This is a genomic window from Halomonas sp. ABH4_019, from assembly GCF_056159885.1.
This window is the reverse complement of sequence record NZ_JBSWWC010000002.1, coordinates 937,593-950,105: the sequence shown is the minus strand read 5'-3', so window position 1 is coordinate 950,105 and position 12,513 is coordinate 937,593. Positions and strand designations below refer to the sequence as shown.

The 12,513-nt window shown below is 62.5% G+C and carries 14 protein-coding genes; 1 reads left to right on the top strand and 13 read right to left on the bottom strand.

Annotated features, from left to right (window positions below):
* Position 1: 1 nt before the first annotated feature.
* Positions 2–697, bottom strand: coding sequence for an SCO family protein (locus ACXAFN_RS11555; RefSeq protein ID WP_474988826.1), 696 nt, complete (start codon positions 695–697; stop codon positions 2–4).
* Positions 698–771: 74 nt separating this feature from the next.
* The gene (locus ACXAFN_RS11550; protein WP_474988825.1) at positions 772–1,026 is read right to left on the bottom strand and encodes a hypothetical protein; all 255 of its coding nucleotides are present in this window, start codon (positions 1,024–1,026) and stop codon (positions 772–774) included.
* Positions 1,027–1,279: 253 nt separating this feature from the next.
* Between ACXAFN_RS11550 and ACXAFN_RS11545 the strand changes: the two genes are divergently transcribed.
* Positions 1,280–1,684 carry a MerR family transcriptional regulator gene (locus ACXAFN_RS11545; RefSeq protein WP_474988824.1) on the top strand — a complete coding sequence of 135 codons (405 nt, stop codon included), beginning with the start codon at positions 1,280–1,282 and terminating at the stop codon, positions 1,682–1,684.
* 26 nt (positions 1,685–1,710) lie between these two features.
* Here ACXAFN_RS11545 and ACXAFN_RS11540 read toward each other — a convergent pair whose 3' ends face one another.
* From ACXAFN_RS11540 to ACXAFN_RS11490, 11 genes are all read right to left on the bottom strand, one after another.
* The gene (locus tag ACXAFN_RS11540) at positions 1,711–2,442 is read right to left on the bottom strand and encodes a sulfite exporter TauE/SafE family protein (RefSeq protein ID WP_474988823.1); all 732 of its coding nucleotides are present in this window, start codon (positions 2,440–2,442) and stop codon (positions 1,711–1,713) included.
* Positions 2,443–2,985 (bottom strand): protein-disulfide reductase DsbD domain-containing protein, encoded by a 543-nt coding sequence (locus ACXAFN_RS11535; RefSeq protein WP_474988821.1) that lies wholly within the window; start codon positions 2,983–2,985, stop codon positions 2,443–2,445.
* Positions 2,982–3,794, bottom strand: coding sequence for a prolipoprotein diacylglyceryl transferase (gene lgt, locus ACXAFN_RS11530; RefSeq protein ID WP_474988819.1), 813 nt, complete (start codon positions 3,792–3,794; stop codon positions 2,982–2,984). Before lgt ends, ACXAFN_RS11535 begins: the two co-directional genes overlap by 4 nt.
* 66 nt (positions 3,795–3,860) lie before the next feature.
* Complete coding sequence (gene ccmI / locus ACXAFN_RS11525; protein ID WP_474988817.1) at positions 3,861–5,108, bottom strand: c-type cytochrome biogenesis protein CcmI; 1,248 nt, start codon at positions 5,106–5,108, stop codon at positions 3,861–3,863.
* Positions 5,105–5,581 (bottom strand): cytochrome c-type biogenesis protein, encoded by a 477-nt coding sequence (locus ACXAFN_RS11520; RefSeq protein ID WP_474988815.1) that lies wholly within the window; start codon positions 5,579–5,581, stop codon positions 5,105–5,107. The genes ccmI and ACXAFN_RS11520 overlap by 4 nt, the downstream gene beginning before the upstream one ends.
* Positions 5,572–6,096, bottom strand: a complete 525-nt coding sequence (locus ACXAFN_RS11515) for a DsbE family thiol:disulfide interchange protein (protein WP_474988813.1) — start codon at positions 6,094–6,096, stop codon at positions 5,572–5,574. The genes ACXAFN_RS11520 and ACXAFN_RS11515 overlap by 10 nt, the downstream gene beginning before the upstream one ends.
* Positions 6,093–8,081: a heme lyase CcmF/NrfE family subunit gene (locus tag ACXAFN_RS11510; RefSeq protein ID WP_474988811.1), complete on the bottom strand. Its 1,989-nt coding sequence runs from the start codon at positions 8,079–8,081 to the stop codon at positions 6,093–6,095. The genes ACXAFN_RS11515 and ACXAFN_RS11510 overlap by 4 nt, the downstream gene beginning before the upstream one ends.
* 58 nt (positions 8,082–8,139) lie before the next feature.
* Positions 8,140–8,838, bottom strand: a complete 699-nt coding sequence (locus tag ACXAFN_RS11505) for a TVP38/TMEM64 family protein (protein WP_474988809.1) — start codon at positions 8,836–8,838, stop codon at positions 8,140–8,142.
* 65 nt (positions 8,839–8,903) lie between these two features.
* A complete protein-coding gene (gene dsbG, locus ACXAFN_RS11500) occupies positions 8,904–9,734 on the bottom strand; it encodes a thiol:disulfide interchange protein DsbG (RefSeq protein WP_474988807.1) in 831 nt (276 codons plus the stop codon).
* A gap of 68 nt (positions 9,735–9,802) precedes the next feature.
* Positions 9,803–9,937 (bottom strand): hypothetical protein, encoded by a 135-nt coding sequence (locus tag ACXAFN_RS11495; RefSeq protein ID WP_474988805.1) that lies wholly within the window; start codon positions 9,935–9,937, stop codon positions 9,803–9,805.
* Positions 9,938–9,970: 33 nt separating this feature from the next.
* Entirely contained in the window at positions 9,971–12,460 is a 2,490-nt protein-coding gene (locus ACXAFN_RS11490) for a heavy metal translocating P-type ATPase (RefSeq protein WP_474988803.1), read from the bottom strand.
* Positions 12,461–12,513 lie beyond the last annotated feature (53 nt).

Here is a 12,513-nt window from a genome sequence, read left to right as displayed (position 1 = left end):
GTTAGTTAACGATATCGGTAACGTAATGACGGATACGGTCCCAAGTGCCGGTGGATAATGTCTCAGGTCTTTCTGCCAGTATCCGTATATACGAAACTAGGTGCTTTGGATCGAATTCGAGGCCATGAAAGCGGGCGCGCATACGCCCCGACGGATCGATGACATGGGTCACGACGCCATGGGCCTGGATGCCCTCGGCAACGTCGTCGAACCGGAGGCCATAGGTCTCTGCGACCTGACGTGTGGTATCGGTCGGCTCGCCTTCGTCACGATACAGGAAACGCCAATTGGCGGAGTCTAGGTCGAAGTTCTCGCCATAGGCCCGCATGTTCTCCCGGGTGCCGACGATATCCTCGCTGTCGGTGGCAATAGTAATGAACTCGACCTCCTCACTCAGGCCGGCGTCGCTGACTCGTTCCTGCACCTCGGCGATCAGGTTCATATGCACCGGGCAGGCTTGCTGGCAGCGGGTGTAGATGAAGTTGAGCACCACGACGCTTTCTTCGAAGTCAGAAGACGATACAGTATTGCCGTCAGCATCGGTCAGGGAAAATGCCGGTGCTGGCTGGTCGACAAACTGGGCGTAGCGCTCCCGCTCCTGCAACGTCTCCTCGGCCTCTTCGAGGGAGTGAGCGAAGGCTGGAGCGCTTGTTATCAGCAACAGAATGGCTAACGGCGCATAGATGCTTTTACTCAAATGCCGTCCTCCGCTCGCATCATCAACACCGTCACGCGGCTGCTCCTTGCGGAGCAGCCCCTGCCGATCTCATGTCAGGACTGACTGTCGCTCTCATGACCCTGTTGCATCTTGTCCATCATGGCATTGCATTTTTCCATCATGGAGTTCATTTCGCTCATCATTCCCATCATGCCGTGCATGCCACCTTCCTGCATCATGTTGCCTTGCATGCCCTGACCTTCCATTGGCTTCTGCTGATTTTCTTCCTGCGCAAGAAGCGAGCCGGCGCCGAAGGCACTGGTGGCTATGATGACGGCAGTCAGGATCGCAGTATGACGTTTCCGCATGACACTCTCCTTTATCTTCCTGGGAATCACCTATCCACCCGCGAGGGTGGGAAGGCTTGATCTTGGGTTCAACATCCTCAGCGTGGCTACTTGTTGGAAAGGTATCCTTGAAGCCTACTTCAAGGTCAAGCCCTATTTTTAGGCCTCCGCGTCGGCATAGGCTGCTCGTCGGCGAAGGCCGGTCAGCGGCCTTGACCCTTGGGCAGCCCCGCGGTTGTAGACTGCTCTCAGGCACGTAGTGGAGGGTAGATCGATGCGCGTCAGCGAACTGGCCCGGGCTGGTGGCGTCACCGCCGAAACGGTGCGCCACTACACGCGAGAAGGCTTGTTACCGTCGCGGCGGGATCCGCATAACGGCTATCAGCTCTATGACAAAGAGGTGCTGGGGCGGCTTCGTTTTATTGACTGCCTGCGTTGTCTGGGTTTCAGCCTCAAGGAAATCAAAGAGGTACTGGTGCGCGTGGAACGAGATAACGCTTCGCCTCTCGATGGGGATGACCGGCTGGCCGAGAGCTTACCGCTCATCCACTCGCGCGTTCGAGAGCTGCAGACCCTGGCAAGTTGGGTGGAACGAGCCAGGCGACGTCCGCACGCCGAGTTTCGTGGCACTACCGAAGCGCCCGGACTCAACCAACTGATAGCAGAGCTGACGCCGTAACAGGACGGGACGACTCAGCGTGGCCATCAGTGATGCGACGGCGTCATGTTGGCTGTGTCGTCCATGCCGGTCATCGATGACAGATGCCAGAGTTGCCAGACGGCGAACGCCATGATCAGCAACGCTGCCATCGTGCGGGTCGCCGGATGACGAATCCATAGCGAGACGCGACGCGCGGCCACACCGGTCGCCAGGACGACGGGCAGGGTGCCGAGCCCGAAGGCGCCCATTATCGCCGCAGCGCGCAACGGCTCGGCCACGGCCAGACTCCAGGCCAGCATCGAATAGATCAGCCCGCAAGGCATCCAGCCCCAGATCGAACCCAGCGCAACGGCCTGAGGCACCTTCACGACGGGCATCAAGCGTCGGCCAACCGGTTCGATACGCCGCCACAGAGAACGACCCAGGGCCTCGACATGAAGCAAGCCCTTCCACCAGTTGGCGATATACAACGCCATTAGAATCAGCATGATCGCCGCCAGGACACGCAGTGCCAGGGCGATACCGTCCAGGGCATGATTGAGCACGGAACCGAGCAGTGCCACCAGGGTACCGGCGATCATGTAGCTGGTGATGCGGCCCAGGTTGTAGCCGAGCAACAGGCCCGCCAGGCGTCCCGGCTGTCGCATGCTGGGGGGCACGGCGAAGGTCAGGGCACTCATGATGCCGCCACACATGCCGATGCAGTGGGCGCCCCCCAGCAGGCCGAAGACGAAGGCCGCCGCCAACGGCGGTAGGCTCAGGGCGGTGGGATCCATTCAAGGTGCTCCGTTGGGATGATCCGTCGCATCACGAGAGGAGGGGGTGGTGAAGGCCGCCGGAGGCGACCCGTGAAGCGCGTCGAGCGCGACCTGTTGGGGGGGATAGCAGAGCCCCTGGTCGGAACAGCCCTGAAAGGTCACCGTGATGGCCAGCGGCTCGGTAGCGGCGTCGCTCGCCTCGATGGGCGCACTGAGCACCACCCGGTCATAGAACACCCGGATCTCCCCCAGAGACGCATGCACCATGCGTTCGCCGGGGGGGATTGCCAGCTCTCCGACACTGATGTCCGGGGCGCGGCTGTCCAGGGCGAATTGGTGGCGGTGGAGGTAATAGTCCTTGGCATTGAGGAAGCCTACATAGACTCGCTCATCGTCTCGCCAGGCGCTGGCCCGGAAGGCCTCCTTCGCCGGCAGGAATTTCCGCTGAGCAGGGTCACTGAAAGGATTACTGTTGTCACCGCCCAAGGGCATTCCCTCACGGGCCGCTACCGGTGTAGCGACGAACAGCAGCACCAGCAGAGAAGCAAGGATCGTTTTCATGAGGCCACCGCGGGTTTCGTCTTATCCACTGGCTGACGCCTCGCCCAGACCAGCAGCGCCAGGCCTGCGATAAGCATCGGCAGGGTCAGCACCATTCCCATGGTCACCCAGCCAAAGGCGATAAAGCCGATGTGCGCGTCGGGAAGGCGCACGAACTCCACGGCGAAGCGGAAGGCGCCATAGAGCAGCAGGAACATCCCGGAGATCAGGCCCCGCCGGCGTGGCTGGCTCGACAGCCACCACAGCACCCCGAACAGCACCACGCCCTCCAGGGCAAACTCGTAAAGAGACGAGGGGTGACGCGGTTCCGGGCCCAGCCCCATCATGGGCGGGAACACCATGGCCCAGGGCATCTCGCTGATACGGCCGGGGAGTTCGTGATTGATGAAGTTGCCGAGTCGCCCGGCCCCCAGGCCGATCGGCACCAGGGGGGCGATGAAATCGGTCAGTTGAAAGAAGGCGAGGCGCTTCTTGCGGGCAAACAACAGCGCGGCGATCAGTACGCCGGCCAGGCCGCCATGGAAGCTCATGCCACCGTCCCAGATTCTGAAGAGCCACAGGGGGTTGGCCAGCAGTTGCTCGAGCCCATAGAACAGCGCATAGCCGAGGCGACCCCCGAGGATGATCCCCAGGGCGCCGTAGAAGATCAGATCGCCGATATCGTCATGACTCAGCCCCAGTCGATGGGCACGACGACGCCCCAGCCACCAGGCGGCGACCAGGCCGACCACATACATCAGGCCATACCAGTGAATCTGTACCGGCCCCAGGGAAATAGCCACGGGATCGATCTGCGGATATTGCAGCATGTGTCTTCCTTTATGGTTTAATGGCTCTAGATCGATGTCACCGAGTCAGCATGTGGTAGGCCTGCATCACTCAACGACGCGGTCGATGGTGACGTCGACCGGCGGGGCGGACTCACCGGACATCACCGGTCCCGCCTCGCCGAACAGGTCGCCTGGCTGTGGGGTGGCATCACCCGATGAAGAGACGCGTACCGTCAGGCGCACCTCGGTAACCTGGGAGAGCCGTGCTTGGGGCGCCATGGCGTCGTCATCATCTAGTGTCACCTCGAGTGGTAGATCGGCAACCGTGGCCCGCTCCACTGCCAGTGGCGGTAGTTCGCCGGCCACATCGCGGGCAATGACAAATACCGTGTCGTCCGGCGCGCTCCGTGCGCGGAGCGCTTCAGCGAGGCTGACCCTGACCGCGAGCGACGGACCATCCCCGGCGGCCTGCGCCTCCTCGCTGCCATCGGGCGCGATTCCCAGACGCTCCTGGGCGGCGGCGATGCCATCACGCAGAGCATCGGCCGACCGGGGATCATCAAAGCCGGCGATGGCACGTCGCCAGTAGTCGATCGCCTGCTCATAGCGGCCGCGATCGAAGGCCTCGATCCCCAGCATGCCGAGTATCGTCGGCTGGCGTGGGTCCTTGTCGAGGGTCTCTTCGACCAGTGCCTGCACCTTGCCGGTCAGGGTGCGGTTGGCGGCGAAGAATTTCATCTGCGCCAGTTGAGCGAGCAGACTGGCCTGGCGCCCTTCCAACGCGATCAACTGCTCGAGCGCGTGGATCGCCGGCTCGAACTGGCCGTTGTCGCGGTAGAGAGGAAACAGCGACATCCACACCTTGGGATTGTCTGGCTGGATCTCGGCCTGCTCTTCCAGGCGCTCGATCAGCATCGCCAGCGAGCCGTCAGGCGAATTGCGTACCTCCTGATGCACGGCGTACAACGCCAGGTCACCCTCCGCTCCTTCGCGCTGATACCAGAGCACACTGACAACCACCAATGCCACCATCACCAGCGGCACCAACAGCCGCCCGGCCTGGGGGGGCTTGAGCGGTGAGCGACGCTGCATCTCGGTGTCCTCGAGGAGGCTTCGGTCAAGCTCCAGCCGGCCCTCCTCGAAACGCGCGACATCGATCTCGCCACGGGCATGGGCCGCGTTTAGCGAGGCCAGACGCTGGCGATACACCGCCACATTCTGCGCTTCGGAGCTTTCCTCCGCTTCGAAGGCCTGTTGAGCGGCCCGTACGGATCGTGCACGCCTCAACGGCAGGCTCAGAACCCAGAGTGCTGGCAGCAGTAACAGAGCGATACCCAACCAGAGCAGAGTCATTCGTTCCCCTCGCGGTTGACCAATGCGTTGAGGCGCTCGCGCTCCTCAGCGCTGAGTGCTCGAACCTGGGCATGCCTGCGTTGGCGGACGAAGACCGCCACGATCATTCCCCCGATCACCACCAGCGCCGCCGGCAACCCCCACAGCAGCCAGGTACGCTCGTCGAGGCGCGGGTTGTAAAGCACGAACTCGCCGAAACGTGCGACCATGTAATCGAGGATCTCCTTGTCGGACCGCCCTTCGTGCAGCAAGCGCACGACACGCTCGCGTATGTCGGCAGCCACCGGAGAGTCGGAGCTGTCAACGGCCTGGGCATCACACTTGGGGCAACGCAATGAGGCGGTAAGATCGCGATAGCGCTCGGCCATCACCGGATTCTCGAAGTCACGCACCTCGATGGCCGAGGCGGCCAGCGCAGACGACATGAGCAGGAGCAGGGCGAGCAGGGTGCCTGCCCGTATGCTTAGCGCCATTTTTCCACCTCCCGCATGACCTGCTCGACATCCTCGGGAGTGATATAGCCCGTGTGCTTATAGCGAATGAGGCCCTCGTCATCGACCAGGAAGGTCTCCGGCACGCCGTAGACGCCGAGCTCGAACCCCAGGTCGCCATCCGGATCGAAGATGTTGACTTCGAAGGGATCGCCGAACTCGTCAAGAAACTCCTGCCCCTTGGCGCGGGTGTCCTTGTAGTTGATGCCGACCAGGCGTACGCCGCGTTCAGCGAGTGTTAGCAACTGGGGCATTTCCTCCTTGCAGGTCGGGCACCACTCGGCCCAGACATTGACCAGCGTGACTTGTCCGAGCAGTAGCGACTCATCGAGTCGTTCATTGGGGTCCTTCAATGTCGAGAGGGTAAAGGCCGGAAACTTCCGGGCCAGCAGTGCCGAATCGCGGGCACTGGGATCCATGGCCAAGCCGCGGTAGAGAAAGAACCCCAGACCCAGGAATATCAACAGGGGTAACAGCAGTAACAATCGGCGTTTCATATGCGCGCCTCCCGGGAGAGGGTGGATTCAGGTGCCACTGCGCGCTGACGTCGATAGCGACGATCCGCCACTGCCAGCAGGCCGCCAGTTGCCATCAGCAGCGCCCCCAGCCATAGCCAGCGGACGAACGGCTTGATCTGGATTCGCATGGCCCAGGCACCGTCACCCAGGTCTTCGCCCAGCGCCACGTAAATGTCCTGCAGCAGCCCAGGGCGCAGTGCCACGTCGGTCATGGGCTGACCGCGGGCGATATACAGGCGTTTTTCGGGGTGCATGGTGGTGACACGCTGGCCGTCACGAGTCACCTCGATGGTGGCCGTATCGGCCAGGAAATTGGGCCCGCGGCGCTTGCTCAGGTCGGTCATGGTGAAGCTATAGCCGCCCACCTCGACACGCTCCCCCACGGCAAGGCGCGCATTACGCTCGGTGGCATAGTTCGACACCATGGTCACCCCCACAATGGTAACGGCCAGGCCCAGATGACCGATCACCATGCCCCAGTACATCAATGACAGCTTGCGTAGGCCGGCTCGAAGGGAGGAGGCATTGCGAGTCTTGTCGTACAGATCACGCATCAAGGCCAGCACGACCCATAGCGCAATGGCCAGGCCCAGCGCGACGGCGATGTTCCACTCACCGCCGTAGAGAAACGGTACTGCCGCCGCGATGACTAGCGCCGCGATACCCGCCCATGCAAGACGACGCCGCAGTTCGCGTCCGGGCATCTGCTTCCAGCGCGCCACGGGGCCCAGCCCCATGAACACGCAGAGCAAGACGGTCAGCGGTACGAACAGGGTATTGAAGTACGGCGGTCCGACGCTGATCTTGCCCAGCCCCAAGGCATCGAGGATCAATGGGTAGACCGTACCCAGCAGCACGGTGACGGTCATGACCACCAAGAGGATGTTATTGATCAGCAATAGCGCGTCCCGAGACAACCAACCGAAACCAGTATTGCCGCTCATGCGAGGTGCGCGCAGGGCAAAGATCAGCAGGGAAACGCCCACCGTGATGCCCAGCAGTGCGAGAATGAAGATGCCCCGTGACGGATCATTGGCGAAGGCATGTACCGATGTCAGCACTCCGGAGCGCACCAGGAAGGTACCCAGCAGTGAGAGTGAGAAGGTGAAGATCGCCAGCAGCGCGGTCCAGCTCTTGAAGGTGCCACGTTTCTCCGTGATTGCCAGCGAGTGGATGAGTGCCGTACCGGTCAGCCAGGGTAGGAACGAGGCATTCTCCACCGGGTCCCAGAACCACCAGCCACCCCAGCCCAGTTCGTAGTAGGCCCACCAGCTACCCAGGGCGATGCCCATGGTGAGGAAGGCCCAGGCGATATTGGTCCAGGGCCGCGCCCAGCGCGTCCAGGCGGCGTCGAGGCGTCCGCCCAGCAAGGCGGCGATGGCAAAGGCGAAGACCACCGAGAAGCCCACATAGCCCATATAGAGCATCGGAGGATGGATGATCAGCCCGACGTCCTGGAGCAGCGGATTGAGGTCGGCACCGTCCTGGGGGATGTTGGGCAGCAGGCGCTCGAAGGGGTTCGAGGTGATCAGGATGAACAGCAGGAACCCGGTGCTTACCATGCCCATGACCCCCAGCACCCGGGCCAGCATGTCACGTGGCAGGTTGCGCGAGAACAGGCTGACCGCGAAGCCCCAGCCACCGAGGATCAGGCTCCACAGCAGCACCGAGCCTTCATGGCCGCCCCACACCGCCGTGAACTTGTAGTACCACGGCAGCATCGAGTTGGCGTTGTTGGCGACGTAAGCCACGCTGAAATCATCGAGCAGGAAGCTCGTGGTCAGGCTGGCATAGGCCACCAGCAGGAAGGCGAATTGCCCCCATGCCATGGGCTCGGCGAAGGCCATCCAGAGTGGGCGGCGGAGCGTGACACCCACCAAGGGGACGGTAGCCTGTAGAAATGCCAGGCCCAGCGCCACAATCAGCGAGAAGAGACCGAGTTCGGGAATGATTTGGACCAGCATAGTGATTCCGTCTTGAGTCGCGTTGTGTCTTGGGCGAGGCGATCGGTTCTTCAGCCCGTCAAATCGAGCTATTTCTTCGCTTTCGATGCAGAGACCAAACGAGTTTCGTCAGGATCGGTAACAATGTAATGCCGCTGATCAAGATCAGTACGGTTGTCAAGCCTCTGGAGTCGGCAGTGATGAGCACTTCGCCGAACTTGACGATCAGGTACGCCGTGGGAATCACGCCAGCCAGCGTGGCGATCAAGAAACGCCAGAAGGCCAGCGGCGTGAGGCCCGCCGCATAGCTGACGGCATCGAACGAAATGAACGGCACCAGTCGGGAGGCAAAGACCACGAGCATCAAGGCGGTCTGGGAGCGTTCCCTTCCCAGCCAGTCCAACATGGGACGTATACGCGACCAGCGATGGATCGCCTCGTAGCCGAGTAGGCGAGCAAGGCAGAAGGCGATCAGCGCGCCGGCCTCGGCACCGATGACCACATACGCCGTTCCCCATAGCGGCCCGTAGATCGCACCGGCGACCATGGCGATCGGTCCACTGGGGATCGGGCTCATGACGATGGCCGCTATCATCATTGCCATGACGGCCAACGGTCCCCAGATGCCCAGTTGATCTACCCACTCACGCAAGGCGTTCTTATCGGTGAATATCGATAAGGACTCGGTCTCCATCAGGCCCCAGTAGAGAGCTGCCAAGCCAATCAGCACGGCGGCCCCTACTGCTAGCCTTGGCGTTATCCCGAGCTTGTTTGCCATGCTCATCTCGAGTCGTGTGTCCCTAGTCAGCCCGTTTCGATGGAATCGACGAGTCGGTTGGGGGGTCATTCGACACCCAGTATTTCGCGAAGCCGGTCGGTCGATACCGCCCCATTGATACGCTGCACGTTCCCTTCTTCATCGCGGTAATAGCTGGTCGGCGTCCCCGTGGCCCCTGCTTCACGCATGATCCGGGCATGCTGTGTCAGCAAGGCACGACTCTCCTCCGACGGCCTCACCGGTGTGATACCGCCCTCACGAAAGTTCAGCTCATGCCTCTCGAGAGCGCTGACGGGATTGTCCGATTCAAGAATTGCGGCTGCCTTGCGGATGCTGTCCTCTGACAGAACGCCGACCAGCACATGGCGAAGCTGAAGCGTTCCTTGTTCAATCAGGGGCCGCGAACTCTTCCACAGCGCATTGCAGTAGGGGCAGTTGGGGTCGGTCAGGGTGTAGACGATATGTGATGCATCATCGGCCCCTTCCGAAATGAAGCGGGTGTCTTCAAATGCGCTCCAGGCCGCCTCCAGCATGGGTCCCAGCACCAGAGTTTGAATCTGGCTTTCCATGACATCATTGCCCTGAGGATCGATTAAGGTGCCGACGATAGCGTAATCGGTGGTGGGGGGAACATAGGCCGCTACGGGCTCATTATCATAGGATAAGGCATACCCCAGGATATCCCCCGGGGCCTCGAAGGTAGCGTGGAATTTGAATCCGCGGTCCAACAAGACCGTAATCGAATCGGGCAGGGCGGGCTCGGCATTCGCTACACGGCTAACGTTGTTACCCGCATTGGAGCCGCTCCCCCTTTCCTCCGCCAGAGTGGGGAGCGTGATGAAACCGAACAGCCCTGCCATAGCAAGGCAATAAGTGAAGCGAGTGGTATTCTGCATGAATGGCCTCTTTAATTCCGCTCCCTGGTCAACCCGAACAATGACGTCGACACGTAGGCGATGGGCTGTCAGTCGTCACGCTTCCTGCTGAAAAACAGGTATTTGACGAGTGCTGCCACGCCGAGCACCAGCGCGATGACCAGCAGGATGCCGATCAGGCCCATCCCCGCCATGCCCCACATGCAGTTTTCGCTTCCCATCATGTCGAATTCCTCTTCGATAACCGGGTGAGTGGCTTAGGCGGGATGGGCCCGTTCTGGCTGGGCAGCCCCGTCGGTGCTTGGCGTCGCGTCGTCGATATCCGGCGTGAAGCGGCGCAGGTGCAGCGAGTTGGTCAGCACGAAGACGCTGGAGATGCTCATGGCGCCGGCCGCCAGCATGGGGTTGAGCAATACGCCGATGAACGGATAGAGCACGCCTGCGGCCACGGGGATCAGCGCCAGGTTGTAGCCATAGGCCCAGACGAAATTGCCGATGATGGTGCGATGGGTACGCTTGGCGAGCGCCGTGGCATTGACGATGCCGCGCAGATCGCCACGCATCAGCACCACATCGCCGGCCTCGATGGCGATATCCGTGCCGGTACCGATCGCGATGCCCACGTCGGCCTGGGCCAGTGCCGGGGCGTCGTTGATGCCGTCCCCCACGAAGGCGACCCGCTTGCCCTCCGCCTGGAGGCGCCGGATCTCGGCCGCCTTCTGATCGGGCAGCACCTCGGCGAGCACCCGTTGGATACCGGCCTGCCGGGCGATGGCGTCGGCCGTACCACGGTTGTCGCCGGTGAGCATGGCCACCTCCAGGTCCAGCGCCTTCAGGGCGTCGATGGCCTCGACGGACCCCGCCTTGAGCGGGTCGGCCACCGCGATGATCGCTGCCAGCCGACCGTCCACCGCCGCATAGAGTGGGCTCTTGGCATCTTCGGCGAGCGCCGTGGCGCGTGCTTCCACCTGGCCAAGCTCGATGCCTAGCCGGTTCATGTAGCGATCGGCACCTACATGGATCTTGTGGCCTTCGACCTCGGCCTCGATGCCGTAGCCCGGTTCGGCGCTGAAGTGACTGACGGCCGGCAGATCGAGCCCGCGCTCCTGGGCCCCGCGCACGATGGCCTCGGCGATGGGGTGCTCGCTCTGGGCTTCCACCGCCGCCACCAGGCGAAGCACATCGTTCTCGTTTTCGTCGAGCGCCTCGACGTCGGTCAGTTCGGGGCGACCTCGGGTGAGGGTGCCGGTCTTGTCGAGCACGACAGTATCCATCTTGGCCAGCGTCTCGAGGGCGGACCCCTTGCGGAACAGCACACCCATCTCGGCGCCTTTGCCGGTGGCTACCATGATCGCGGTCGGCGTGGCCAGTCCCATCGCACAGGGGCAGGCGATCACCAGCACGCTGACCGTGGTGACGAACGCAAACGACAGGGCCGGGGCCGGGCCGAAGGCGAACCATACTCCGAAGGTGATCAGGGCGATGGCGATGACCACCGGGACGAAGACCCCGGCGATCCGGTCGGCCAGCTGCTGGATCGGGGGTTTATCGGCCTGCGCCGACTCCACCATCTTGATGATCTGCGACAGCAGCGTATCGGCGCCGACCCTTGTGGCACGGAAGGTGAGGGCCCCGTTCTTGTTGATGGTGCCCCCGACGACCTCGGCGTCCCGCTGCTTGGCGACTGGCACCGGCTCACCGCTGATCATGGATTCATCGACGTAGGAGTGCCCCTCTTCGACCACGCCATCCACCGGGAGGCGCTCCCCCGGGCGAACCAGGATGCGATCACCGGGCACGACGGCGTCGATCGGAACCTCGAGCGTCTCGCCATCGCGGATGACGCGGGCGGTCTTCGCCTGCAGTTGCAGCAGTTTCTTGATCGCCTCCGAACTGCGACCCTTGGCGATATGCTCCAGGTAGCGTCCCACCAGGATGAGGGTGACGATGACCGCCGCCGCCTCGAAGTAGCTCACGGCAGTCCCCGCCGGGAAAACACCGGGCGCGAGTAGGGCCGCGACCGAATAGAAGTAGGCGGCACTCGTGCCGATCATCACCAGGCTGTTCATGCCCGGGTTGAGATGCCGGAGTTCGGCATAGCCGCCACGATAAAAGCGCGCCCCGGCATAGAACAGCACCGGGGTGGTCAGCAGCCACTCGATCGCCATCCAGCCCCGATGCGACATCAGGCTGGAAAAGAGCGCATCCAGGGACGGGAGAAACTTGCCCATGGCGATGACTACCACCGGCAGCGTGAACACTGCGGCAAGCACGACCCGGTTGCGAAGCTGACGCCCTTCCCGATCCTCGCTGTCCGCCGGCTGTGGCGCATCGGCCTCCTGCGGCTCGTAGCCCGCCTCGCGAATGGCGTGATGGAGGCGCGGCAACGACACGGCCCCCGGCAGATAGCGCACGAAGGCCTTCTGGGTGGCGAGATTGACACTCACCTCGACCATGCCGGGCAGTTTCTCTAGTGCCCGCTCGATCCGCGAGACGCAGGAACCGCAGCTCATGCCGGTCACGGGAATCTCGACGCTTTCCACCACCGGCTGATAGCCCGCCGCCTCGATGGCGTCGACCAGGCTGGTAGTCGCCGTGTCTTTCTCCACTTCGATCGCCGCCTTGTGCATGGCCAGGTTCACCTGGGCGTCGATGACGCCCGGCTGCTTGCCGAGCGCGCGCTCCACGCGCCCCACGCAGGACGCACAGGACATGCCGTGAATCTCGATAGTGACGTTTTCCGTCATCGCTGCGTTCTCCCCACTAGGTTCTCGCCGACCCGGCATGCGCGTAGCGGTGG